Annotated in this window: 22 protein-coding genes; 8 read left to right on the top strand and 14 right to left on the bottom strand. The window is 71.7% G+C overall.

Annotated features, from left to right (window positions below; genetic code table 11):
• Positions 1–83: 83 nt before the first annotated feature.
• Positions 84–758 (bottom strand): molybdate ABC transporter permease subunit, encoded by a 675-nt coding sequence (modB, locus tag LXT23_RS19395; protein WP_253982335.1) that lies wholly within the window; start codon positions 756–758, stop codon positions 84–86.
• A complete protein-coding gene (gene modA, locus LXT23_RS19400) occupies positions 758–1,528 on the bottom strand; it encodes a molybdate ABC transporter substrate-binding protein (RefSeq protein ID WP_253981692.1) in 771 nt (256 codons plus the stop codon). The genes modB and modA overlap by 1 nt, the downstream gene beginning before the upstream one ends.
• A gap of 156 nt (positions 1,529–1,684) precedes the next feature.
• On the opposite strand from modA, the gene LXT23_RS19405 reads away from it, so the two are divergent.
• Together LXT23_RS19405 and LXT23_RS19410 are read left to right on the top strand one after the other, a co-directional pair.
• Complete coding sequence (locus LXT23_RS19405; RefSeq protein ID WP_407692895.1) at positions 1,685–2,140, top strand: MarR family winged helix-turn-helix transcriptional regulator; 456 nt, start codon at positions 1,685–1,687, stop codon at positions 2,138–2,140.
• Between the two features lie 119 nt (positions 2,141–2,259).
• Complete coding sequence (locus tag LXT23_RS19410) at positions 2,260–3,801, top strand: Do family serine endopeptidase (RefSeq protein ID WP_253981694.1); 1,542 nt, start codon at positions 2,260–2,262, stop codon at positions 3,799–3,801.
• Here LXT23_RS19410 and LXT23_RS19415 read toward each other — a convergent pair.
• The 6 genes from LXT23_RS19415 to LXT23_RS19440 all read right to left on the bottom strand — a co-directional run bounded on the left by LXT23_RS19415 (position 3,782) and on the right by LXT23_RS19440 (position 13,240).
• On the bottom strand, positions 3,782–4,423 hold the full coding sequence (locus tag LXT23_RS19415) for a YdcF family protein (protein WP_253981695.1): 642 nt from the start codon (positions 4,421–4,423) through the stop codon (positions 3,782–3,784). The genes LXT23_RS19410 and LXT23_RS19415 overlap by 20 nt on opposite strands.
• A gap of 10 nt (positions 4,424–4,433) precedes the next feature.
• Positions 4,434–5,483, bottom strand: coding sequence for a hypothetical protein (locus tag LXT23_RS19420; protein WP_323379044.1), 1,050 nt, complete (start codon positions 5,481–5,483; stop codon positions 4,434–4,436).
• 308 nt (positions 5,484–5,791) lie between these two features.
• On the bottom strand, positions 5,792–7,870 hold the full coding sequence (locus LXT23_RS19425; RefSeq protein WP_253981697.1) for a hypothetical protein: 2,079 nt from the start codon (positions 7,868–7,870) through the stop codon (positions 5,792–5,794).
• Between the two features lie 176 nt (positions 7,871–8,046).
• The gene (locus LXT23_RS19430) at positions 8,047–9,384 is read right to left on the bottom strand and encodes a hypothetical protein (RefSeq protein WP_253981698.1); all 1,338 of its coding nucleotides are present in this window, start codon (positions 9,382–9,384) and stop codon (positions 8,047–8,049) included.
• A complete protein-coding gene (locus LXT23_RS19435; protein WP_253982360.1) occupies positions 9,381–11,225 on the bottom strand; it encodes a hypothetical protein in 1,845 nt (614 codons plus the stop codon). Before LXT23_RS19435 ends, LXT23_RS19430 begins: the two co-directional genes overlap by 4 nt.
• Positions 11,226–11,773: 548 nt before the next feature.
• Positions 11,774–13,240 carry a hypothetical protein gene (locus tag LXT23_RS19440; RefSeq protein WP_253981699.1) on the bottom strand — a complete coding sequence of 489 codons (1,467 nt, stop codon included), beginning with the start codon at positions 13,238–13,240 and terminating at the stop codon, positions 11,774–11,776.
• A 140-nt stretch (positions 13,241–13,380) separates the two neighbouring features.
• Between LXT23_RS19440 and LXT23_RS19445 the strand changes: the two genes are divergently transcribed.
• Positions 13,381–13,764, top strand: coding sequence for a hypothetical protein (locus LXT23_RS19445; RefSeq protein ID WP_253982336.1), 384 nt, complete (start codon positions 13,381–13,383; stop codon positions 13,762–13,764).
• 135 nt (positions 13,765–13,899) lie between these two features.
• Positions 13,900–14,451 carry a hypothetical protein gene (locus tag LXT23_RS19450; protein WP_253981700.1) on the top strand — a complete coding sequence of 184 codons (552 nt, stop codon included), beginning with the start codon at positions 13,900–13,902 and terminating at the stop codon, positions 14,449–14,451.
• A gap of 16 nt (positions 14,452–14,467) precedes the next feature.
• Here the strand turns inward: LXT23_RS19450 and LXT23_RS19455 are convergent, their stop codons facing one another.
• The 4 genes from LXT23_RS19455 to LXT23_RS19470 all read right to left on the bottom strand — a co-directional run bounded on the left by LXT23_RS19455 (position 14,468) and on the right by LXT23_RS19470 (position 17,510).
• Positions 14,468–15,247, bottom strand: coding sequence for an endonuclease/exonuclease/phosphatase family protein (locus tag LXT23_RS19455; protein WP_253981701.1), 780 nt, complete (start codon positions 15,245–15,247; stop codon positions 14,468–14,470).
• Positions 15,248–15,445: 198 nt separating this feature from the next.
• Entirely contained in the window at positions 15,446–16,075 is a 630-nt protein-coding gene (locus tag LXT23_RS19460; protein WP_253981702.1) for an MXAN_6652 family MXYO-CTERM-anchored protein, read from the bottom strand.
• 72 nt (positions 16,076–16,147) lie between these two features.
• Positions 16,148–16,855 (bottom strand): TetR/AcrR family transcriptional regulator, encoded by a 708-nt coding sequence (locus LXT23_RS19465; protein WP_253981703.1) that lies wholly within the window; start codon positions 16,853–16,855, stop codon positions 16,148–16,150.
• On the bottom strand, positions 16,836–17,510 hold the full coding sequence (locus LXT23_RS19470) for a DUF4336 domain-containing protein (protein ID WP_253981704.1): 675 nt from the start codon (positions 17,508–17,510) through the stop codon (positions 16,836–16,838). Before LXT23_RS19470 ends, LXT23_RS19465 begins: the two co-directional genes overlap by 20 nt.
• 130 nt (positions 17,511–17,640) lie before the next feature.
• On the opposite strand from LXT23_RS19470, the gene proS reads away from it, so the two are divergent.
• Entirely contained in the window at positions 17,641–19,074 is a 1,434-nt protein-coding gene (gene proS, locus LXT23_RS19475; protein WP_253981705.1) for a proline--tRNA ligase, read from the top strand.
• Positions 19,075–19,153: 79 nt separating this feature from the next.
• On the opposite strand, the gene LXT23_RS19480 is transcribed toward proS, so the two are convergent.
• Together LXT23_RS19480 and LXT23_RS19485 are read right to left on the bottom strand one after the other, a co-directional pair.
• Positions 19,154–20,014, bottom strand: a complete 861-nt coding sequence (locus LXT23_RS19480; protein WP_253981706.1) for a caspase family protein — start codon at positions 20,012–20,014, stop codon at positions 19,154–19,156.
• A gap of 98 nt (positions 20,015–20,112) precedes the next feature.
• Positions 20,113–21,345, bottom strand: a complete 1,233-nt coding sequence (locus LXT23_RS19485; RefSeq protein WP_253981707.1) for an adenylate/guanylate cyclase domain-containing protein — start codon at positions 21,343–21,345, stop codon at positions 20,113–20,115.
• A gap of 88 nt (positions 21,346–21,433) precedes the next feature.
• Here LXT23_RS19485 and LXT23_RS19490 point away from each other — a divergent pair, with 88 nt between their 5' ends.
• The 3 genes from LXT23_RS19490 to LXT23_RS19500 all read left to right on the top strand — a co-directional run bounded on the left by LXT23_RS19490 (position 21,434) and on the right by LXT23_RS19500 (position 23,206).
• Positions 21,434–21,958, top strand: coding sequence for a metal-dependent hydrolase (locus LXT23_RS19490; protein WP_253981708.1), 525 nt, complete (start codon positions 21,434–21,436; stop codon positions 21,956–21,958).
• Between the two features lie 3 nt (positions 21,959–21,961).
• On the top strand, positions 21,962–22,516 hold the full coding sequence (thpR, locus tag LXT23_RS19495; RefSeq protein ID WP_253981709.1) for an RNA 2',3'-cyclic phosphodiesterase: 555 nt from the start codon (positions 21,962–21,964) through the stop codon (positions 22,514–22,516).
• A 72-nt stretch (positions 22,517–22,588) separates the two neighbouring features.
• The gene (locus LXT23_RS19500; protein ID WP_253981710.1) at positions 22,589–23,206 is read left to right on the top strand and encodes a YiiX family permuted papain-like enzyme; all 618 of its coding nucleotides are present in this window, start codon (positions 22,589–22,591) and stop codon (positions 23,204–23,206) included.
• Positions 23,207–23,261: the final 55 nt, after the last annotated feature.

Consider the following 23,261-nt stretch of genomic DNA (forward strand, 5'->3'; position numbering starts at 1 on the left):
CGCGCGGGGCGGCCGTCTCGACTGGAGTCGCCAGCCGGTTCGCCGCGCCGCCGCCAGTCGGGGTGGAATGAACGTTCCTTCCATCACGCGCGCACCCGCCGCCCCCGCCGCCGTGTCACCACCTCCGTGGCGTACACCGCCGCGAAGGCCAGCAGCGTCGCCACGCCCGCCAGCTGGAGCGCCTCCGCGTCCTGCCCCAGCTGCGTGCGGTGGAAGATGGCCAGCGACAGCGTCTGCGTGCGCCCGGGGATGTTGCCCGCCACCAGCACCGTGGCGCCGAACTCGCCCAGCGCCCGGGAGAAGGCCAGCAGCGCGCCCACCAGCACCCCGCGCCACGCCAGCGGCAGCGTCACCCGGAAGAAGGCCCGCGCCCGCGAGTCCCCCAGCGTGCGCGCCACCGCCACCAGCCGCGGGTCCACCTCCTCGAAGCCCGAGCGAGCCGAGCGCACCAGCAACGGAAACGCCATCACCGCGCTGGCCAGCACGACCGCGCGCGGCGTGAACACCACCTCCACGCCCCACGCGTCCAGCACCCGGCCCACGGGGCCGTTGCGCGCCAGCAACTCCAGCAACACCAGGCCCACCGCCGTGGGCGGCAGCACCATGGGCAGCGCCAACAGCGTCTCCACCACGCCCTTGCCCGGCCCGTCCCAGCGTGCCAGCGCGTACGCCGCAGCCACCCCGGGCGGGAGGATGAGCAGCGTGGCCACCGCCGCCACCGCCACTGTGAAGAGGACCAGTCCCGCCGTGCCTTCCATCACGGCGCGCGCTTCCCCTCCGCCGCCACCGGCACCCCGAAGCCGTGCCGCTCGAAGGTCTTCCTCGCGACGTCGGACTGGAGGAAGCGCACGAAGGCCCGCCCCGCCTCCGGCGACTTCCCCTTCGCCAGCGCCGCCACCGGATAGACGATGCGCGGCGCATCCGCTTCCGGCACCACGAAGGCCACCCGCACCCGCTTCGACTGCGCCGCGTCCGTCGCGTACACCACCCCCGCGTCCACCCGCCCCGACTCCACGGCGGACAGCGCCGCCCGCACGTCCAGCGCCGGCACCACCTTCGCCTCCAGCGCCTTCCACAGCCCCGCCTTCTCCAGCCACCCCTTCGCGTACACCCCCGCCGGCACCGCCGCCGGGTCCGCCAGCGCCAGGCGCTTCAGCCCCTTCAGGCCCTCCGGCCCCGCCAGCCGACCCTTCACGTCCAACGGCACCACCACCACCAGCCGGTTGGACAGGAGGTCCAACCGCGTGCCCGGCTGCACCAGCCCCGCCCGCTCCACGGTGTCCAACCGGACCACGTCCGCCGAGAGGAAGGCATCCGCCGGGGCCCCCGCCACCGCCTGCCGGGCCAGGTCGCTGGAGGCCCCGAAGGCGAACTCCACCTCGTGGCCCGTCGCCTTCGTGAAGGCCGGCCCCAGCTCCTGGAGCGCATCCGTGGCGCTCGCCGCGGCGAAGACCAGCGCCTTCTCCGAGCGGGCGGGCACCGCCGCCAGCAGCAGCAGGGAGGCACAGAGCAGGCTCAATCCACGCATGACGAAGACGCTCCTCGCGTTCCAGGGCAGCCGAGGGCACATTGTCCGCATGCCAGCCGCCGTCGAGACAACAGGTTGACCCGCATCGCCCAGGCCGCTAAGCCATACTCCGTGTCACGGAATTTCCATAAAGAGGAAGAAGACGTCTCCGCCGATGTGCTGAAGCTCCAGCAGCTGTTGCTGGCGCTCGGCCGCAGGCGCTCGCTCCGTGACCCCATCGCGAGCACCTGTGAGCAGCTCCAGTTCACGCCGCCGCAGGTGCATGCCCTGCTGTGGCTGGGCCAGGACGGCGCACTCACCATGGGCGAGCTGGCCAAGCGACTGGGCGTCACCGAGAAGACCGTCACCGGCGTGGTGGACCGGCTGGAGCGCGAAGGCCACCTGGTGCGCGAGCGCAGCGCCTCGGACCGCCGGGTCGTCCGCTGCCGCCTCACGCCTGATGGGCAGACGACCTTCCAGAAGCTCGACCGCTTCATGAGCCAGAGCATGGGGCAGATGCTCGGCATCCTCGACGCGGGCGACCGCAAGGCCCTGTTCCGCATCCTGGAGAAGCTGCTGCGACGCAGCGATGCACCGCCCACCACGCCGGGAGCGCGCGAGCGCTCGGCCTGAAGCCCGCTCCCCGGCCCGGACGCTCGGGGCCGTGCGTGGCCACCCTTCCCATGAAGGCACCGACGGGCGCGTCGGTGGGGGGCCGCCGCGTCCGGACGTGGCTTGGAGGAGGAATCGCGATGAAGAGAAGCGCATGCCTGGCTGCCCTGGGACTGGCCCTGTCCCTGTCCGGCTGCCGATGCGGGCGCGAAGAGCTGCTGCCCACTCCGCCGCCCACCGGGGCCGCGGAGCCCGGCTCCCAGGGTCTCGTGCCGTCGCGGGACAGCCCCGCCGTCCAGGCGATGCCTCCGGACATGCGCTCCGCGCTCGCGTCCGTCGCCCCGCTGGTGGAGTCCGTGAAGGCCGCCGTCGTCAACGTGGAGGTGCGCTCGGGCGCGCCTTCCCGCCGCGGCCAGGAGGAGGGCGCGCCGTGGGAAGAGGAAGGTGAGCCACCGTCCGGGGGCGCGCCGTGGGGTCCCTTCACGCCCTTCGGCCAGGGGCCGCGCGAGGAGCCGTCGCGCCAGGGCATCGGTTCGGGCTTCATCGTCGATGCCCGGGGGCTGGTGCTCACCAACAACCACGTGGTGGAGGGCGCCACGGAAATCCACGTGCAGCTGCCCGACGGGCGCGAGCTGGGCGCGAAGGTGCTGGGGACGGACCCGCTCACGGACGTGGCACTGCTCCAGCTCCAGCGGGGCGAGGACGGGAAGTCCCTGCCGGTGGTGCGCCTGGGGAACTCGGAGGCGCTGCGCGTGGGGGACTGGGTGGTGGCCATCGGCAACCCCTTCGGGCTGGGCTCCAGCGTCAGCCTGGGCATCGTCTCCGCCAAGGCGCGCGACATCGAGGCGGGCCCCTTCGACGACTTCCTCCAGACGGATGCCGCCATCAACCCGGGCAACTCCGGCGGGCCCCTCTTCAACCTCCGGGGCGAGGTGGTGGGCATCAACACCGCCATCATCGGCCAGGGCTCGGGCATCGGCTTCGCGGTGCCGAGCAACCTCGTGCAGGCCCTGCTTCCGCAGCTGGAGAAGGAGGGCGCCGTCACCCGGGGCTGGCTGGGCGTGGCGGTGCAGGACCTGACGCCGGACCTGGGCGAGGCGCTGGGCCTGCCCGCGCGCGAGGGCGCCATCGTCAACGACGTCACCGAGGGCACCCCCGCCGAGGCCGCCGGACTCCAGCCGGAGGACGTCATCGTCGCCGCGGACGGGCAGGCCATTCAGTCCGGCCGCGCCCTCACCCGCACGGTGGCGCTCAAGGCCCCTGGCTCCGCGCTCATCCTGTCCGTCTACCGCGGCGGGAAGAAGCAGGAGCTGAAGGCGACGCTGGGCACCCGGCCCGACCTGGAGGGCGTGGGGCCGCGAGCGGCGCCGGAGGCCCAGGCCGAGGAGCCACGACATCACGTGGGCCTGGGGCTCGCGGACGTGGACGCGCGGCTGTCGCGGGTCCAGGAGCTGCCCGCGGCGGGTGCGCTGGTGACGGACGTGGACCCGGGCTCGGCGGCCGCCGACGCGCGGCTGGTGCCGGGCATGGTGGTGGTGGAGGCGCAGGGCGAGCCGGTGCGGCGCGCCAGGGATTTGCTGCGCGCTCTGCGCGAGGCCCGGCCCGGGGAGTCCCTGCTGCTGCGCGTGGTGTCTCCGGGCGGGCGGCGCGAGCTGCGCGCGCTCACGGTGCCGGAGGAGTAGGCGCGCGGGCCAGCAGGACGCGCGGGTGCAGCAGCAGGGCGATGGCCTCGCGCACCGTCCAGTAGAAGCGGTCCACCGGGCTGAGGTTGCGCTCGGTCTCCAGCGCCGGGCTGGTGGCCACGTCCAGGCCGTTGAGCCGGAAGTACTGGCGCGCGCGCAGCAGGTGGTACGGGTCCGAGACGACCACCACGCGCCGCGCGCCGAGCTCCCTCAGCACCTTCGCCGCGAGCCGGGCGTTGTCCTCCGTGGAGTGGCTCTCCTCTTCCAGGACGCAGGCCTCCGGCGGCACGCCCAGCCGCGTCGCGAGCGCCAGCATCACCCGGGCCTCCGAGGGTGGGTTCACCCCCACGCCCCCGGAGAAGACGAGCCGGGGCGCCACGCCGCGCTGGTAGAGCTCCACCGCCTTCTCCGTGCGCGCCCGCAGCGCGCCGGAGGGCACCCCGCCCGGCAGCACGCGCGCGCCCAGCACGACGACTGCGTCGGCATCGCCGGCCCGCTCGCGCTGACCGAAGCGGTCCACCACCCACGCGAGGCCGAACACGCCGCAGGTCAGTGCTCCCGCGACGACGAGCAGGAGACGGCGCAGGCGCCCGGGCGTGGAGGACAGCGAGGAGGGTGGCACGGGGTGGAGGCTAGTCCCGATGCCGGCCCGTGTCTTCCGACTGGAAGCGCGCGGCCACGCGGTAGAGCTGGGTGAGGGAGTAGTCGAGCAGTGACGGGTTGGAGCGCAGGTAACGGCGGGCGCGCAGGAAGGGCAGCCACACGCGCTGGCCCACCCGCACCTGGGCTTCCTCCAGCTTCCTGCGCGGTATCCACTGCCCTCCCAGGTTTCTCACCAGCACTTCTCCCAGGTACGCCCCCACCGCGGGCACCGCGTGCTCCTCGATGGCCTCCCGCGAGCGCGTCTGGGGGAACTCCTCCTTCCAGAAGTACGCGTCCGCGTCCGTCAGCGACTCGGGCGTCTCCTGGAAGACCGAGGGCACCTCCGTGTGCAGCAGCGCCACGCAGCGCTCGGCGAGGTAGGCATAGTGCTCCTTCTCGCGCTGCGCGTCCTCCACGTCCATGGGCAGGCAGGCGCTGGCGGGCAGCCACTCCTCGGGCTCGGGGGGCGTCCACGCGTTGAGCTCGGCGATGCGGCGGTAGCGCTGGCTGAAGGCGGTGCGCTCCAGCGTGCGCTCCAGCAGGCCGGCCATGTCCGGGGGGAAGCGTGGCTCCACGGGGGTGAGCTCGGCGCTGCGCTCGCGCAGGGTGCGCAGGACGGTGGCGTAGTCGAGCTCCGGGCGCAGGTGGACGAAGGCGCGGGCCTGGGCCTGGCGCGCCTCGTCGCTGGCGAAGTCCGCGGCGGTGGGCCACGTCACCAGGAGGATGGCGCCGTGGGGAAGTGCCTCCACCCGATGCGCCGGCGTGGACAGCAGGCGCTCGCGCCCCACCGTCTCCACCAGCTTCGGACCGAAGATGTTGAGCCAGCTCAGCTCGTAGATTCGGTCGAAGCCGTCTTGCCGTGCGGTCTCTTCATCGCGGCCGTAGTAGGGAGCGCCCGCGAGGTCATTGTCCGCTGTGCTGTGGGCCCAGCAGTGGGTGACCGGGTAGTGCGCGGCCCAGGCACGCACCATGTCCACCAGGCCATCGCAATGCTCCGCTCCCGCGAAGGTCGAGAGCGGATGGACCTTGGCCGTGATCATCAACTCGGACGAAGGTGGGGGTTCAAGCCAAAGCGTCATGTCCAAAGCGGGCGCGCGGGTGCGATAGAGCCCGATAGACAAGTCCCCGCTGTCGCGCTCTTGCTCCGTCGCCTTCCTGAAGGTGGCACGGGAGTACTTGTGACTCCGTGTACCTTTGACGACGTCCGGCATCCAGCCACCCGCGCAAGCCTCCAGTGCCTGAAGGAAGGGCTCCAGCTCGCGCTCGGAGTTGGCCTTGGAGTCGAAGGCGCCTTCGAAAAAAAGACGGAGGCTGTCCGCTGGCTTCAGCTCGTGCCACCTCACCACCTTCATTGAGTCGACACCTCCACTCCTTTGACTGTATGCCGAACCCTCTTCAGGACTGTCTCGAACATGGCCGCATCCACGGGCCTGAGGTTGCCTCCTTCGTAGATGAGGCGGACTCGTTGGACCTGGACCTGCACCGGCTTGCCGTCTGGGCGGAGTGAGCGCCGACGGAGGTCCAGCGTCTCGCCGTAGTAGCGCAGGGCGTCTCCAGCATCCGCAACCATTCGTGCCCGCAGCTCCATGTCATCCAACCTCGAAAGGTCCCGGCTCTTGAAGCTGAAGGTCTCCACGCGAGGCGGCTGGCCCGCGGGCGGACTCTCTTCAATGACGAGCACGTCCGTGTAGCGGACACCCGGAGCGCCCTCCTTCGCGACGCCCACGTGCGTCTCCACTCGCGGCGCGTGGAAGTCCTTCAGCCACTTGCGCTGTGATCTCGGAAGCGCCGCGTCCTCGCGCAGCCGGGCCGCCATGCGCCTCTCGAAGTCCAGCCCCCGCGCGAAGAGGCCGCGCATCGGCTGGTAGCCCTCCCACGTCAGCGGTGGCTTCGCCGCCCTGCCCTGCTTCAGCTCCGCGACGCGCCCCTCCCAGTACGCCACGTACTCGCCCCACAGCGGCGAGCCCTGCGCACCCCTCGGCGGCGCTTCCACGCGGGGGCGCCGCGCCTCCAACGCCGCCACGTCGGCCGTCAGTCGCGCCCCCGGCGCTTCCTGCTCCGCCTGGCGCAGCCGCGCCTCCACCGCCTCCCGCGTGAAGCCCGCTGCCTCCCGCACCAGCGTGGCCACTCCTCCCGCGCCGCGTGAGGCCCCCGCCGTCCCTGGCCCCGCGCGCGGCGGCTTCGCCTCCGACAGCCACGCTTGCGCCCGGGCCACGTTGCCACGCGCCTCGTGCAGCGCCACCGCCGCCGCCTCTCCTCCCTCACACACCAGCAAGGCCGCCTCCCGGCTGGCCTGGAGGTAGCGCGCCAGCTCCCGGAGGCCGTCCCCTCCCAGCCTCCCCACCAGCCGCTCCGCCACCTTCTTCAACCCCTCCAGGTGCAGCGCCGGCGCCTGGACGCGGGGCCCCGCGGCCCTGGAGCCGGTTACGGCGCGGGCGCCCCGGCCCCCCGCGTACAGCGCCACCAGCAGCGCCGACGGTGCCAGCTCTCGCGTCGCCTGCTCGTAGCGGCCTCGCGCCAGTGAGGACACGCCCTGCCCCGTCCCAGCCACCAGGTGGTAGAAGCCCACCGGCACGCCGAAAGTCAGGGAGTCGAAGCCGCCCAGCACCACGCTGCCCGGCTCGAAGTGCTGACGCATCAGCGCCTTCTCCACCTCGTGCATTGCTTCCTGGTACGGCACGGGCAGCTGCACCACCTTCGCCGAGAAGTCTTGGTACCGCGCGCCCTCACTCAACGGGCTGCTGGCCAGTGCATCCCTCGCGGCGCGGCCCAGCCCCCTCGCCACGTCACCGGCTCGCTCCTCCCGGTCCGCGAAACCGGACAGCGACAGTCCCCGCCGTCGCAGCTCTTCGCGCACGCTGCCCATCTCCCCCAGCGTCTGCGCCAGTCTCTTGTCCCGGGCCAGCAGCCGCAGCAACTGACGCACGTCCTCGTCGAAGGCCGTGTGCAGCACGAAGAGGGCGAAGACTTCCGCCCGTGCCGCGCCGTACTTCTCCGTCGCGGTGACGAGGAAGGCCGCGCGCTTGCGGTGGAGGACTTGCGCCGCCTCCGTCCGCAGCGGCCCCAGCGCCCCCAGCCGCACCGCGTCCCAGTCCTTCAGCGACTCCACCAGCCGCGGCATGTCCACCCCGCGCTGCAACGCCACGAAGCCCGCGGGCGACGCGCTCTCCAGGAAGGGCGCCAGCACCTCCTCGCTCGCTTCCAGGTGCGGCCAGCCCGGGGGCAGGGCCGGGACTGCTCCGCCCCTCTGCCCCAGGGACGCCGCGTCTTCGTCCCCTCCGCCCTTCAGACTCCACGACGCCAGCGCACCGTCGGACGCAAAGCCGTCGGCCAGCGCGCCTTCCAGGCCAGCGCCTGCCGACGTCGTCGCGCAGCCGACGGCCAGCAGCAGCCACACCCACGAAACCAGCAGCGCCCCGGCACGCATCACCACTCCATCTCATGAAAGGAAAACTCCGCCGCCTGTCCGTCGCGGAGCACGGCGCCTTTCAGCGGTGCGCCCCAGCGTACTGCCGGACACGAGGGTGGGAGGGCTACTTCGACGCGGAGAGTGCGGAAGGCCAGTCGGCCACCACTCTCATTGGCTGCGGCACCCGCCAGCGCTCAGGACTGGAAGCGCGCGGCCACGCGGTAGAGCTGGGTGAGGGAGTAGTCGAGCAGTGACGGGTTGGAGCGCAGGTAACGGCGAGCGCGCAGGAAGGGCAGCCACACCCGCTGGCCCACCCGCACCTGGGCTTCCTCCAGCTTCCTGCGCGGTATCCACTGCCCTCCCAGGTTTCTCACCAGCACTTCTCCCAGGTACGCCCCCACCGCGGGCACCGCGTGCTCCTCGATGGCCTCCCGCGAGCGCGTCTGGGGGAACTCCTCCTTCCAGAAGTACGCGTCCGCGTCCGTCAGCGACTCGGGCGTCTCCTGGAAGACCGAGGGCACCTCCGTGTGCAGCAGCGCCACGCAGCGCTCGGCGAGGTAGGCATAGTGCTCCTGCTCGCGCTGCGCGTCCTCCACGTCCATGGGCAGGCAGGCGCTGGCGGGCAGCCACTCCTCGGGCTCGGGGGGCGTCCACGCGTTGAGCTCGGCGATGCGGCGGGAGCGCTGGCTGAAGGCGGTGCGCTCCAGCGTGCGCTCCAGCAGGCCGGCCACGTCCGGGGGGAAGCGCGGCTCCACGGGGGCGAGCGCGGCGCTGCGCTCGCGCAGGGTGCGCAGGACGGTGGCGTAGTCGAGCTCCGGGCGCAGGTGGACGAAGGCGCGGGCCTGGGCCTGGCGGGCCTCGTCGCTGGCGAAGTCCGCGGCCGTGGGCCACGTCACCAGGAGGATGGCGCCGTGAGGCAGTGCCTCCACCCGGTGCGCCGGTGTGGACAGCAGGCGCTCGCGCCCCACCGTCTCCACCAGCTTCGGACCGAAGATGTTGAGCCAGCTCAGCTCGTAGATTCGGTCGAAGCCGTCTTGCACCGTGGTCTGCAGGTCCCTTCCGAAGTACGGGCCGCCTGCCAGCTCATCATCCGCCATGCTGTGGGCCCAGCAGTGGGTGACCGGGTAGTGCGCGGCCCAGGCACGCACCATCTCCACCAGGCCGTCGCAGTCCTCCACTCCTGAGAAGACGGAGAGGGGCTGGACATGGAACATGAGTTTCAGCTCGGGAGAAGCGTCGGACCAGAGCGTGAGCGTCATGTCCAACGCGGGCGCCCGGGTGCGATAGAGCCCGATGGACGTGCTCTCTCCATCACGCCGTTCGTCCAGCGACTTCCAGACGGCGGCGCGGGAGTACTTGCGGCTCCGCTTGCCTTTGATGACGTCCGGCATCCACCCGCCAGCATTGGCCTCCAACGTTTGGAGGAAAGGCTCCAACGCTGCCTCCAGATTGGCCTTGGGGTCGAAAGCCCCCCTGAAGGAGAGCCATAGGCGGTCCGCGGGCTTCAACTCGTGCCAACTCACCACCTTCATTGGACCAGGACCTCCACGCCCCTGACCTTACGCCGAGCTTCCTCAACGGCCGCCGCAAATGCATTGGGTGCCGAGGGCACAAGCGGGCCCCCTTCGTAAATGAGGCGAACACGCTGGACCTGGACCTGCACCGGCTTGCCGTCTGGACGCAGAGAGCGACGACGGAGGTCCAGCGTCTCGCCGTAGTAGCGCAGGGCTGCTCTTGAATCCGCAATCAGCTGTGATGCCAGATCAGCCTGCTTCAAAAGCGAAAGGTCCCGGCTCTTGAAGCTGAAGGTCTCCACGCGAGGCGGCTGGCCCGCGGGCGGACTCTCGTCAATGACGAGCACGTCCGTGTAACGGACACCGGCAGCGCCCTCCTTCGCGACGCCCACGTGCGTCTCCACTCGCGGCGCGTGGAAGTCCTTCAGCCACTGGCGCTGCCCCCTGGGAAGCGCCGCGTCCTCGCGCAGCCGGGCCGCCATGCGCCTCTCGAAGTCCAGCCCCCGCGCGAAGAGGCCGCGCATCGGCTGGTAGCCCTCCCACGTCAGCGGTGGCTTCGCCGCCCTGCCCTGCTTCAGCTCCGCGACGCGCCCCTCCCAGTACGCCACGTACTCGCCCCACAGCGGCGAGCCCTGCGCGCCCCTCGGTGGCGCTTCCACGCGGGGGCGCCGCGCCTCCAGCACCGCCACGTCGGCCGTCAGTCGCGCCCCCGGCGCTTCCTGCTCCGCCTGGCGCAGCCGCGCCTCCACCGCCTCCCTCGTGAAGCCCGCCGCCTCCCGCACCAGCGCGGCCACTCCTCCCGCGCTTTTCGCCACGCCCGCTCCCGCCGTCGCCGGCCCCGCGCGCGGCGGCTTCGCCTCCGACAGCCACGCTTGCGCCCGGGCCACGTTGCCACGCGCCTCGTGCAGCGCCACCGCCGCCGCCTCTCCTCCCTCACACACCAGGAAGGCCGCCTCCCGGCTGGCCTGGAGGTAGCGCGCCAGCTCCCGGACGCCCTCCCCTCCCAGCCTCCCCGCCAGCCGCTCCGCCACCTCCTTCAACCCCTCCAGGTGCAGCCCCGGCACCTGGACGCGGGGCCCCGTTCCCCTGGAGCCGGTGACGGCGCGGGCGCCCCGGCCTCCCGCGTACAGCGCCACCAGCAGCGCCGACGGTGCCAGCTCTCGCGTCGCCTGCTCGTAGCGGCCTCGCGCCAGTGAGGACACGCCCTGCCCCGTCCCCGCTACCAGGTGGTAGAAGCCCACCGGCACGCCGAAAGTCAGGGAGTCGAAGCCGCCCACCACCACGCTGCCCGGCTCGAAGTGCTGACGCATCAGCGCCTTCTCCACCTCGTGCAGGGCCTCCTGGTACGGCACCGGCAACTGCACCACCTTCGCCGAGAAGTCCTGGTACCGCGCGCCCTCACTCAACGGGCTGCTGGCCAGTGCATCCCTCGCGGCGCGGCCCAGTCCCCTCGCCACGTCACCGGCTCGCTCCTCCCGGTCCGCCAACTCCGACAGCGGCAAGCCCCGCCGTCGCAGCTCCTCGCGGACGCTGCCCATCTCCCCCAGCGTCTGCGCCAGTCGCTTGTCCCCGGCCAGCAGCCTCAGCAACTGACGCACGTCCTCGTCGAAGGCCGTGTGCAGCACGAAGAGGGCGAAGACTTCCGCCCGTGCCGCGCCGTACTTCTCCGTCGCGGTGACGAGGAAGGCCGCGCGCTTGCGGTGGAGGACTTGCGCCGCCTCCGTCCGCAGCGGCCCCAGCGCCCCCAGCCGCACCGCGTCCCAGTCCTTCAGCGACTCCACCAGCCGCGGCATGTCTACCCCGCGCTGCAACGCCACGAAGCCCGCGGGCGACGCGCTCTCCAGGAAGGGCGCCAGCACCTCCTCGCTCGCTTCCAGGTGCGGCCAGCCCGGGGGCAGGGCCGGGACTGCTCCAGCCTCGGACGCGTCCCTGCGCCCCCAAGCCGCTGCGTCTCCGCCTCTCTCCAGGCTCCACGCCGCCCGAGCGGTATCCGAATGGAAGCCGTCGGTCAGCGCGCCTTCAAGGCCAGGACCTGCCGACGTGCTCGCACAACCGGCGCTCAGCAGGACGACGACCAGCAGCGCGGCCCACGGGTGCAGCCGCGCCTCGGCGCGCCTCGTCCGCTGCCCTCGCATCAACGTGCAACGCCGCGCTCGGTCCTTCGCGGACCACGGCGACGCGCGGCCCTGTCCCAGGGCAGACGCCTCGGAGGGCTTCTTCGAAGCGGCCCGCGCAGGCGGCATTCCGACGGCCGGGCTTCGTTTCCAGGACATGCCCCATCCTCCGTCCCCCGCAGGGGAGAAGCACAGAGGAACCGGGCCCATGCTCGGAGGGCGGACTCCGAAGGGCCCTGCCCCCGGAGGCGGTCAGCACCGCCCCCGAGGACCCGGGCCCTTCCGCACACCACTCAGGGGTCGAAGCCGCCGAGGAAGAGGTCGCGCCTGCCGCCCATGGGCGGCGGCAGCATCCCCATCCCGAAGTCCGCCGGGGCAATCCGCCCACCCGCCACGGAGCATGCGCCCGTGGTGGCATGCGACGAGACGAAGAAGCGGTCCGCGGACACATCCGTGCCAGCCGGGTGCGCCATGGGGAAGCCACGCACCCACCGCAGCGTGCCGTCCACCCGGTCCAGCTTCGCGACGAAGAGGTTGGACTGCACGCCCGGCACACCCGCCATGGGGCCCGTGCCCAGGTCGTCCCCATCCTCGTACCGGCCCAGCACGGTGACGCCGTCCTCGTAGTCCATGGAGACATCCAGGCCGGAGAAGCCCAGCACGCGCACCCAGCGCGCGCTGCCCTCGCGGTCGAAGGCCGCCACGAAGGCATCACTCCAGCTTCCCTTCGCCTGGTACATGCGCCCCTGGAAGATGAGCGGCTTGATGAACCAGCCGGACACCAGCACGCGGTTGCCGTGCACGGCGACGGAGGTGGCCATGCCGTATTCCGAGTCGAACGACTGCGTCCACGCCACGTTGCCCGCGGCGTCCAGCTTCATCAGGAAGGGCACCGAGTCCACCTCCCCCGGCTGCCTCACGGGGTGCCAGCCCGTCACGTAGAAGTAGCCCTCGCTGTCCGCCGCCACGCCCGTCGCGAAGCCCTCGCGCCCGTCCGCGTGCAGCCACAGGAAGTCCCCGTCCGGCCCCAGCTTCAGCAGCGCGGCCACGTTGCGCAGCAGCGCGTCCGGCAGCGTGCCCACCAGCGCCACGTTGCCGAACCGGTCCGTGTCCATCCGCTGCACCTCGAAGGCGGAGGACACGCCCAGCGACTCCAGCGAGCGCGCCCAGACGAAGTCCCCATCGCGGTCCAGCTTCAGCAGGAAGCGCCCCGCGGGCAGCGGGCCCCCGCCGTAGTCCGCTCCGGCCGGGTTGCGGCCCGTGACGAAGACGTTGCTGCGCGAGTCCACCGTGAGCGACTCCGCGAAGCCCTCCAGGTGGCGCGACCACAGCCGCCCCCCTTCCGTGCCGTACTTCACCACCACGAAGGTGCCGGGCGCGTACGACGCCAGCGCGCCCAGCCCGTCCCCCATCGCGTGGTCGACGTTCACCGCCAGCGAGACGTTGCCTTCCGAGTCATGCGCCAGGCCCGCCGCGTGCTCCTTGCCCACGCCCCCCAGCGACTGGAGCCAGCGCGTCCCCCCGGGTGCCGCGGCGGCCCGCGCACTCCCGGGTGCCCGGGGTTTCTCCGCCACCGGCAGCGGTGCCACCTCCGAGGGCCCCTCTTCCACTCCCTCCTCCACCGGTCCCCCGCACGCCGCCACCACCAGGGCCAGACAGGCCCCCCAGCTCCATCCCCATCCACGACGCATGTCACTTCCCCCACGCAGCCCGCCCACGCTTCCCAGCAGCGGGCGGAACACCGCACGCACGGTGAGCATCCGGGCGTTCCCGTGCGACACCCCGGGCGTCTGATTCCCCTTTTGATTGTCAGACAGCGGGGCAAGTCAGGCCGGGGAGCAGCCGGACGTGCGAGCGGGCTGGACGACCTGCCCTCCCCTGGGCTCCAATCCCCCACGTGATGACCGAGCAAGAGGCGACGCAGGTGCTGGCGGACGCGGAAGTGGTCCCCTGTGCGGAGATGGCGCTGATGGACGCGCGGCGACTGGTGGAGGCCTGTCTGGGCGCGGACGTTCCGGCGCTCGTCCACCGCGAGGCCTGCTCCAAGGTGGGCTGCAGCCCGAAGTTCCAGGTGCTGGTGCGCCCGGAGGACGGGCCCCGCGTGGCCGCGCTCCTCCAGCAGCGTTGGCTGGACAGCATCCAGGCCGAGGGACTGATGCCGGAGGGACGTCCCCTCCATGCCCCACCCGTGGCCGAGGACGCCGAGCCGCCCTGCCCCGCCTGTGGCACCGCCGCGCCGCTGGTGGCCGGGGCCTGCAGCGACTGCGGCCTCCAGCTCGACTAGCAGGCAGGCATCAGCGCGGCTCCATCACCCGAGAGGTTTTTCCCCTCGGAGTCACGAAGCACAATGGGTCGCCCGGAGCACGCCGGGGTTGGACCCGCGGGCAGGTGCGCGCGGGGCACGCAGCGGAGGACATGAATGGAAGTCAAAGGCGTCGCGTTCCTGGCACGACAGCAGATGATGGTGCAGTCCCACGGGGAGGCAGCCTGGAAGGCCTTCATCGCGGACATCGCGAAGAAGGAGCCCTTCTTTTCGATGCCCATCATGCCGGTGACGCGCATGCCGGCCGAAGCGTTCCTCCACCTCAACGAGGAGCTGCTGGCGCGCTTCTACGGCAACAACAAGGACGCCTGGTGGCAGTTCGGCATCAAGTCCGCCGAGTACGCGCTGGGCCAGGGCCAGCTCAAGACGATGTTCGCCCAGGGCGACCTGCGGCGCTTCCTCGTGTTCACCCCCGGCATCTGGAAGGGCTACTTCACCGAGGGCGACCTGACCGTGACCCCCGGCCAGGGCCACACGGACCTGAGCATCACCCACGTCCCCAAGCCCCACGTCTACTTCGAGCTGTCCGTCATGGGCTTCGCCCACGGCGGGCTGACGTACCTGGGCGCGAAGAACCTGAAGCACCAGGTCCTCAAGGGCTACAGCAAGGGCGACAAGGAAGTGCTCTACCGCTTCAACGTGAGCTGACGAAAGGCGCCCGCGCTCAAGGCGCGGAGCCGACGGCGGCGCCCTCCCGGGCGGCGCGCTCGGCCACCACCGACGGGTCCTCCGGCTTCAGCCGCAGGTCCGCCACCACCGGGTAGTGGTCCGACACGCCCACGCGCAGCACCCGGCTGGCCACCGGCGTGAAGGCGTCACACGCCAGCACGTAGTCGATGCGCAGCGTGGGCAGCAGGAAGGGCATGGGGTAGGTGCCCTCGGCCTTCCCCGTGGCGGCCACCACGTCCCGCATGCCCCGCCGCAGCAGGCGGATGGGCCGCGAGTCCGGGTCGTCGTTCAAGTCTCCCAGCAGCAGCTTGGGCCGCGCGTCGGCCGCCAGCAGCCGGGCCACCAGCGCGCTCTGCCGCACGCGCGCGTCCGCGTTGAAGGGCCGGCGGATGAGGTGGGTGAGATAGACGCTCACCTCGCGCCCGTCCACCGCCACCACCGCGTGGGCCAGCGCGCGAGGCTCCGCGCCCCGGGGCACCGGCAGTGGGTACTGCGCCAGCGCCTCCAGCGGGAAGCGGGACAGCAGCGCCAGGCCGTAGGCGCCGCCGTAGAGGTCCGTGGTGCGGAAGTGGGCGCGGTACTTCAGGCCGGTGAGGCGGGACAGCTCCGCCGCCTGGTCCAGGCCCCCCGCGCGCGTGGAGCCGACGTCCACCTCCTGCAGCGCGACGACGTCCGGCACCGAGGCGCGGATGACGTTGGCCACGCCCTCCAGCCCGCGAGCGCCGGACTGGATGTTGAAGGTCATCACCCGCAGCTCGCCCGTCTTGCGCTGCACGGTGGTGGCCGGGGCCTCCGGCGGGCGGAGGCCAGGGCCGGTCGCACACGCGAGCGGCCCCATCAGGAACAGGATGGGAAGGAGTCGGCGGAGGTGCATGGGAGGGCGGGGATGATAGGCCGGGCTTCCCGGCCCTGTCGCCCCACCCTCCCGAAGCCGTCCGCCGGGCAGGCAGCCGCCTACGCGGCGCGGCGCGGCCTAGCGACGGCGGCGCAGGCGAGCGCCCAGCAGCAGCAGCGCGGCGCCCAGCAGCGGCGCGCCACCGGCGGCCGCGCAGCCACCCTCGTCGTCGCCACCGCCGCCGCCGCCATCGCCCACCTTGATCTGGAGCGTATCGGTGCCGGAGGCGTCACCCGCCTCCGTCTGGTTGAAGTTGGCCGAGTTGCCGGCACCGTAGAGGGTGAGGGTGCTCCCGGAGGCCGGCGCCACCAGCGTGAAGTCGAAGACGGCCTCGCCGTTGGCGAAGGCCTTGGGGGCGCTGTGCGTCACCTCGCCGCTGAGCAGCCGCGTGCCAGAGGTCGCGCCGAGCTTCGCGTCGTTGCTGCCATCCACCGCCACGTTGAAGCCCGCCCGGACGCCCGGACCGCCGCGGACGATGAGCCGGTAGTTGCCGGTGGCGCCCGGCGCGAGGCTCTCAGGGCCCTCCAGCGTCACCGTGGGGTTGGTCGTGCCGGCGGGGGCGGCGTGACACCCGGAGGCAGTGCACGTCTGCCCCTGCTGCTTGCCGCTGCGACCGGAGATGCCGATGGAGTTGGCGAGTGCAGCGCTGGAGACGAGGCACGCCGCCATGACGCCGGCAGCCCGGAGAGACGAGAGAGACGACCGCATGAAGCCTCCTGGAGACGAACGACTGGGAAGAGGCCCTTCTTAGCGCGACGCGACATCTGTTCACAGCAACACTCAGCGCATCCCCGCCCGCAGCAGCAGCGCACAGGTCTCGTCACGCAGCTGCGACAAGGTGTGCCGTGTAGTGCCACCCGCATCTTCCAGCCCCGCCACCAGCGCGAGCAGCCCGTGCGCCGACGTCCAGGCGACGTTGGCCAGCCGGCGGGGTTGGAAGCCCGGGGCCAGCCGGCCCGCGCGCGCGTCCTCCTGGAGCCGGGCCTCGAGCACGTCGTTGAGCCGGGCACTCAGCGCGTAGACGCGCTCACGCTGCGAGTCGGACTGCCGGCCCAGGAGCTGCGGCCAGAGGTACACGACGCGGAAGCCGTCCAGGTCCTCCGCGTACAGGTCCACCTTGGCCCGCACCAGCGCCGCCAGCGCCTCCACCCCGCTGCCCGCGCCGGCGACGGCCGCCTCCAGCACCTCCACCTCCCGCGCCAGCCCCTCCACCGCCAGCTCCCCGGCGAGCTCCTCCTTGGAGCGGAAGTAGTAGAAGAGCGACGGCTTGCTCAGGTCCGCCTCCGCGGCCACCGCCTCCAGCGTCAGCCGGGAGATGCCCTCGCGCACCAGCACCGCGCGCGCGGCGGTGAGGATGGCCTTGCGCCGGCCCTCCTGACGCCGCGCCTTGCGGGCCTCGCGCTCCGCGTCCGCGCCAGGTGTCGCGGGCGGCGCGCGCCGGCGGGCAGGAGGCTTCCTGCCTCCTCCGCTAGAGCCAGGCGAAGCCATTCGCCAGCGCCTCCCGGCCACCGCGCTCCACCACGTCGCCGTGGCACACCACCACCCGTTCCACGTCCCACGCCAGCGCCGTGTCCAGCGACGCGCGCGCCGCCGCCCGGTCCTCGAGGATGGCGCGGACGATGAACGTGGGCGCCAGCCGCTGCCAGGCGCGGTTGAGCTTCAGGTACGTCCGGGTGAACCACGAGCCCGTCCGGTGGACGTTGAAGGCCAGGTCGGTGACGAGCAGCGTGCGGCCAGGCCGGTGGAAGAAGAGGTACTCGTCCAGCTTCGGCATCCCCCGCACCAGCACCTGGTCGATGACGCCTGCCCAGCCCGCGTCCGGCGCGTCCCCCAGCTCCAGGTCGATGCGCAACTCCGGGCGCTTCTTGCGCAGCCCCGCGGGCGCCGCCACCTTCGCGTCCGGGTACGCCGCCGCCCAGTCCTGCAGGCTCAGGTGGTGCATGAGGTTGGGCGCCACCAGGAAGCGCACCGGCCCCAGCGCGTCCACCGCCGCGCGCGCCTCGGGGCTGAAGCGGACGGGCGAGTGCACCCACAACCCTCCGTCCGGCAGGCGGACGACGGTCATCCGGCCTCCCAGGTCGAACGCACCCATCTTGAAGTCGACGGTGAGGACGTGGACGTCCTCGGCCACGGGGCGAAGCATGCGTGCCTCCAGATGCGGATTCAAACCTTTGGTTCGTATTTTGACCAGCGGTCGAAGAATTTGCAATCCGAATGGGGCCGGCGTAGGCAACCCACCTCTATTTCCACGCCTTTAGAAGGGTGCTCCGCACATGGCCGAGAAGCTCATGCCCCGCGAGAAGGGCTTTTCCGAGTGGTACGTCGACCTGGTCCAGAAGGCGAAGCTCGCCGACTACTCGGACGTGAAGGGCTGCATGGTCATCCGGCCCAACGGCTATGCGCTGTGGGAGAACATGCAGCGCGTCCTGGACAAGATGTTCAAGGACCTGGGCCACAAGAACGCCTACTTCCCGCTGCTCATCCCCGAGAGCTACCTGAAGAAGGAGGCCGAGCACGTCGAGGGCTTCAACCCGCAGCTGGCCGTCGTCACCCACGCGGGCGGCGCCAAGCTGGAGGAGCCCTACGTCATCCGGCCCACCAGTGAGACCATCATCAACCGCAGCTTCGCGAAGTGGATCCAGAGCTACCGCGACCTGCCCATGCTCCTGAACCAGTGGGCCAACGTGATGCGCTGGGAGATGCGCACGCGGCTGTTCCTGCGCACCACGGAGTTCCTCTGGCAGGAGGGCCACACCTGCCACGAGACGGAGGAGGACGCGGAGAAGGAGACGCTCCAGATGCTGGAGGTCTACCGGACGTTCGCCGAGGACTACATGGCGATGCCCGTGATGACGGGGCGCAAGTCGGAGTCGGAGCGGTTCGCCGGCGCGCTGCGCACCTACAGCATCGAGGCGATGATGCAGGACAAGAAGGCGCTGCAGGCCGGCACCAGCCACAACCTGGGGCAGAACTTCGCCAAGGCGTTCGACACGAAGTTCCAGGGCCGCGACGGCCGGGAGCACTACGTGTGGCAGACGTCCTGGGGCGTGTCCACGCGCCTCATCGGCGGCCTCATCATGACGCACTCGGATGACTCGGGGCTCATCGTCCCGCCGAAGCTGGCGGCCACCCACGTGGTCATCATCCCCATCGCCGGCAAGGCGACGGACGCGGAGAAGGCCCAGGTGAAGGAGAAGGGCCACGCGCTGGCCGCGGACCTGCGCAAGGCGGGGCTGGGCGTGGTGGTGGACGACGACGACAGCAAGGGCCCGGGCTTCAAGTACTACGAGCACGAGCTCATCGGCACGTGCCTGCGCATCGAGATTGGCCCCAAGGACCTGGCCAAGAACTCCTGCGTCATGGTGCGCCGTGACTTGAAGCAGAAGGAGTTCATCCCGCTGGACGAGGCCGTGGCCCGTGCCCAGGCCATGCTGGACGCCATGCAGAAGGACCTCTTCAACAAGGCGAAGGACTTCCGCGAGTCCCACACCTTCGAGGTGAACAGCTACGAGGAGATGAAGGAGAAGGCGGACGCGGGCTTCCTGCTGGCGCACTGGAACCTGGACCCGAAGGTGGAGGCGCGCATCAAGGAAGAGACGGGCCTCACCACGCGCAACCGCCCCTTCAGCCTCACCCAGGAGCCGGGCAAGTGCGTCGTCACCGGTGAGCCCTCGCCGGGCCGCATCGTGTTCTCCAAGGCGTACTGAGCCGCTTCGCTCGCGGCGGACACAAGGGCCGGGTGGGGGTGTTGCAGCCCCCGTCCGGCCCTTCGCCATTCCCGGCCGCTCAAATCTTGAACGGCGTCTGGCTCTCGAACTCGCGGCTGGGGACGCCGACGATGGAGTACACGGGGGACTGCAGCGGCGGCATCCGCCGGACGATGCGGCGGTGGAAGGTGCGGTGGTCGCCGCGGAACTTCCCGCCGTTGTAGACGCGCAGCATGTTGGCGGTGAACAGGCCGTTGAAGGCGCCGTCGCTGGACAACTGGTTGTCCTGGCAGCCGGAGATGAGCAGCACCGTCGCCTTCACCGTCGCCTTGGGGTCTTCCTTGGGCAGCTCCGCCATGATGGCGTCGTACATGGCCCTGTTGTTGCGGTAGGTGCGCAGGGCGATGCCCACCGGCATGTCCTTGAAGCGCCGCTCCTCGGCCACCGAGTCCTGCACGGTGTCCGCCAGCATCTCCAGGCTGCCGGTGGTGCGCAGCGCCGCGTACGCCATCTTGCTCACCGTGCCGGAGTGACAGCTGTCGGAGAACATCAGCACGCGCACGCCCTGCTTCAGCTTCGAGAGCGCGGCGTAGATTTCGTCGTCGATGAGCTCTCCGTCATAGAGCACCCACGTCTCGTCCTGCGCGTCCGACTCGTCGTTGTTCCTGTCGGGGAGCTGGCCGCCGTGCCCCGAGTAGCTCAGCAGGAAGAGGTCTCCGGCGGCGAGCACCTTCGCCGCCTCGTCCAGCTCCTTCTTGATGCGCACGCGCGTCGCATCCTTCGTCAGCACCTTGCGCACCATCCCGAACTTCGCCGCCTTCGCGATGAGCTCCATGTCCTCCGCGTCCGCCTCGCAGGCCATGAGCGCCCCGTCCCAGCCCGCGTAGTGGGCCGGGTCCACGGAGTTCAAGCCGATGTTCAACGAATATCCCTGAGCCATGAGTGACACTCCTCCGGTTACTTTTCCGGGTGGAGTGAGAGTCGTGGACGTGTGACGCGGAGAGGCGGGGCGCTGCCGCCCGCCTGGACTCCGGCTGCTCAGGTGGCCGTGCGCAGTGCGCGCTTCCGGGGGACGAAGGTGGCCACCGGCTCCGCCTTGCCCGCCACCGGCAGGGGCGTGGCTGGCTCGAAGTCAAAGCCCTCCTGGCACTTCTGCCAGGTGTCTCCGGACACGAGCAGGGAGACGCCCACCTTCTTGGTGAGCCCTTCGATGCGGCTGGCGAGGTTCACCGCGTCGCCAATCACCGTGTACTCGCGCCGCTGCTCGCTGCCCACGTCCCCCACCACCACGCGCCCGGTGTGGATGCCGATGCCGATGTGCAGCGGCGCCTCGCCCCGCGCGGCGCGCTCGGCGTTGAGCGTCTCCAGCGCCTCCAGCATCGCCAGGCCACAGGCGACGGCGGCCTGCGGGTGGCCCGGCAGCTCCAGCGGCGCGCCGAAGTAGGCGAGGATGCCGTCGCCGATGAACTTGTCGAGCGTGCCCCCGTGGCGGAACACCACCTCCACCATGCGGGACAGGTACTCGTTCAGCAGGGCCACCACCCGCGGGCTGTCCATGCGCTCGGACATGGAGGTGAAGCCGCGGATGTCGGAGAAGAGCAGCGTCACCTCGCGGTGCTCGCCGCCGCCGGACTCGGCGCCACGCGCGGCAATCTGCCGGGCCACCTCCGGCGAGAAGTAGCGGCCCAGGCGCTCGCGCTGCACCTCCTCCTGCGCCACCTCCGTCACCAGGCCCAGCACCTGCCGGCCAATGAAGACGGCCGCCAGCCCGGCCAGCGCCAGCACCAGCACCAGGCCCCAGAAGAAGTCGCCCCACGCCAGCCCCGCCCCCTGGGCCAGCAGCGTCTGCAGGACGATGGCCAGCACGGTGGCCGCCGCCACGCTCACGCGCGACAGCGTCACCAGGGCCACGACGACCACCAGGGTGATGAAGACGCCCAGCGTCAGCAGCGCGGTGGGCACCGGGGAGGTCGACTCCGGGAGGGTCTGCCACTGGAGGACGAAGACGGCGGGCATGTCGACGATGGCCAGCAGGAGCGCCGCCCGTCGCCGGAGCGCCGGGACGCGCCGCGCGCCGAGCCAGAGGACGAAGGCCAGTCCCAGGTAGGCGGCCAGGGCAGCCTTCGGCACCTTCCATTGCAGCAGCGAGGCCACCAGCAGCCAGCAAGCCGTGCCGGCGAACCGGACGCGGTTGAGCCACTCACCCACCTGCGCGCGCCAGCCCTCCAGCCGCCGCTGGAGCGTGTCTTCCACCTGGGAGCGTTTCAGCATGAGCCGCGGACGGTAGCCCAGGCGCTCGCTCCCCTCCAGCAAGCGACCACACGGCGCCTGGCCCCGGGTGGGCTATCTTCACGGGGCAATGGCGAGCATCGGTCACGTGGCGGTGGGCATGGCCCTGGGGCGGTACGAGGCGGGCGGGGCATCCGCGCGCAGGCTGGGGGTTGCCATGGCGCTGCTCTCCCTGCTCGCCCTGCTCCCGGACGCGGACGTGGTGGCCTTCAAGCTGGGCATCCCCTACGCCGCGCCCTGGGGGCACCGGGGCGCCTCGCACTCGGTGGTCTTCGCCGCGGGCGTCGCGGTGGCCGCCGCGCTGGCGGCCCGGCTCCTGCGCGCTCCGGCCGCGAAGTGGGGCCTGCTCACGTTCCTCGCGGTGGCCAGCCACGGCGTGCTGGACGCGCTCACCAACGGCGGCCTGGGCGCGGCGCTGTTCTGGCCCTTCACGGACGCGCGCTACTTCGCGCCCGTGCGCCCGCTGCCGGTGTCGCCCATCGGCTCGAGGATGCTGTCCTCGCGCGGCCTGTACGTCGTCGCCGTGGAGCTGTTCGCCTTCATCCCGTTCTGGGCCTACGCGCTCTGGCCGCGCGGGCGCCGCCAGGAGCCGTGAGCCATGCGCCTGTTCACCGCCGTCACGCTGGGAGCCACCATCGAGTCGCGCGTCACGGCGGATTTCGACCGGCTGCGCGCCCTGGCACCCCACGCCCGCTGGGTGAAGGCGGAGGGCGTCCACCTCACGCTGCTGTTCCTGGGTGACGTGGAGGAGGCGCGGCTGCCCGCCCTGCGCGACGCGCTGGAGCCCGTGGGCCCGCGCCACGCGCCCTTCGTGCTGTCGGTGGGGGGTGGGGGCAGCTTCGGCTCGCCCTCGCGCCCGCGCGTGCTCTGGGCGGACGTGCGCGGGGCCACGGACGCACTGAAGGCACTCCAGGCGGACACGGCCTCCGCGCTCCAGCCGCTGGGCTTCGAGCCCGAGCACCGGGAGTACACCGCGCACCTCACGCTGGCGCGCTCGAAGGACCCGCGCGGAGACCCGGCGCTGGCACGGTGCGCCCAGGCGCTGGAGGCGTCGGACTTCGGCGAGGGGCGCGTGGACCGGCTGGTCCTCTTCGAGAGCCGGGGTGGCCACTACGTGCCCCGGGTGGAAGTGCCGCTCAGCCGCGCGGGCTAGGGTTTCCGGGTTGGCACCCGGGCTGCAATGCCACGGTGCGAGCGCGACCAGGCGCCTGAAAGGACTCAGACGATGCGGTGGAGTGTGTTGCTGGCGGTGTGGCTCGGTGCCCACGGTGCGGTTGCCGCGCCACGGGAGGACCTGGAGGCGGAGCTGCGGACGGGGGACATCGTGCTGCACACGTCCCGCTCTCGGCAGTCCCAGTTCATCCAGGTGGCGACGGAGAGCCCGCTGTCCCACGTGGGCATGGTGGAGGTGACGCCGGAGGGCGCGTGGGTGGTGGAGGCGGTGCAGCCGGTGCAGCGCGTGCGGTTCGCGAAGTGGAAGGCGCGGGGGCTGAAGGGGCGCATCCTGGTGCTGCGGCCGAAGGAGCTGAGCGACGCGCAGCGGCAGCAGGCGGTGGACGCGGCGAAGGCGCACCTGGGCAAGCCGTACGACCTGCGCTTCGAGTGGGGCGACGAGGCGATGTACTGCTCGGAGCTGGTGCGCAAGGCGTATGCGCGGGGCGCGGGCGTGGAGTACGGGAAGCTGGAGCGGCTGGGCTCGCTGAAGGTGAAGGGGCTGGAGAAGCCCATGCGCGAGCGGTACGGCAGGAAGGTGCCCGTGGAGTTGGAGCTGGTGACGCCCGCGAGCCTCGCCGTGGATGCCCGGCTGGAGGTGGTGCACTCGGACTTTCCGGCGGTGAGGTAGGCCGGGCCCTCCGGTGGCCTCGCTGGCGCGGGAGAGCGCGGATAGAGTGCGCGCC

It is taken from the genome of Pyxidicoccus xibeiensis (assembly GCF_024198175.1).
In the GTDB taxonomy this organism is placed as follows: Bacteria; Myxococcota; Myxococcia; order Myxococcales; family Myxococcaceae; genus Myxococcus; species Myxococcus xibeiensis.

Coding starts and splice junctions, on each gene's coding strand:
- modB (WP_253982335.1), bottom strand. CDS start 758: ATGGAAGGCACGGCGGGACTGGTCCTCTTCACAGTGGCGGTGGCGGCG.
- modA (WP_253981692.1), bottom strand. CDS start 1,528: ATGCGTGGATTGAGCCTGCTCTGTGCCTCCCTGCTGCTGCTGGCGGCG.
- LXT23_RS19410 (WP_253981694.1), top strand. CDS start 2,260: ATGAAGAGAAGCGCATGCCTGGCTGCCCTGGGACTGGCCCTGTCCCTG.
- LXT23_RS19420 (WP_323379044.1), bottom strand. CDS start 5,483: ATGATCACGGCCAAGGTCCATCCGCTCTCGACCTTCGCGGGAGCGGAG.
- LXT23_RS19425 (WP_253981697.1), bottom strand. CDS start 7,870: ATGCGTGCCGGGGCGCTGCTGGTTTCGTGGGTGTGGCTGCTGCTGGCC.
- LXT23_RS19430 (WP_253981698.1), bottom strand. CDS start 9,384: ATGAAGGTGGTGAGTTGGCACGAGTTGAAGCCCGCGGACCGCCTATGG.
- LXT23_RS19440 (WP_253981699.1), bottom strand. CDS start 13,240: ATGCTCACCGTGCGTGCGGTGTTCCGCCCGCTGCTGGGAAGCGTGGGC.
- LXT23_RS19445 (WP_253982336.1), top strand. CDS start 13,381: ATGACCGAGCAAGAGGCGACGCAGGTGCTGGCGGACGCGGAAGTGGTC.
- LXT23_RS19450 (WP_253981700.1), top strand. CDS start 13,900: ATGGAAGTCAAAGGCGTCGCGTTCCTGGCACGACAGCAGATGATGGTG.
- LXT23_RS19460 (WP_253981702.1), bottom strand. CDS start 16,075: ATGCGGTCGTCTCTCTCGTCTCTCCGGGCTGCCGGCGTCATGGCGGCG.
- LXT23_RS19465 (WP_253981703.1), bottom strand. CDS start 16,855: ATGGCTTCGCCTGGCTCTAGCGGAGGAGGCAGGAAGCCTCCTGCCCGC.
- LXT23_RS19470 (WP_253981704.1), bottom strand. CDS start 17,510: ATGCTTCGCCCCGTGGCCGAGGACGTCCACGTCCTCACCGTCGACTTC.
- proS (WP_253981705.1), top strand. CDS start 17,641: ATGGCCGAGAAGCTCATGCCCCGCGAGAAGGGCTTTTCCGAGTGGTAC.
- LXT23_RS19480 (WP_253981706.1), bottom strand. CDS start 20,014: ATGGCTCAGGGATATTCGTTGAACATCGGCTTGAACTCCGTGGACCCG.
- LXT23_RS19485 (WP_253981707.1), bottom strand. CDS start 21,345: ATGCTGAAACGCTCCCAGGTGGAAGACACGCTCCAGCGGCGGCTGGAG.
- LXT23_RS19490 (WP_253981708.1), top strand. CDS start 21,434: ATGGCGAGCATCGGTCACGTGGCGGTGGGCATGGCCCTGGGGCGGTAC.
- thpR (WP_253981709.1), top strand. CDS start 21,962: ATGCGCCTGTTCACCGCCGTCACGCTGGGAGCCACCATCGAGTCGCGC.
- LXT23_RS19500 (WP_253981710.1), top strand. CDS start 22,589: ATGCGGTGGAGTGTGTTGCTGGCGGTGTGGCTCGGTGCCCACGGTGCG.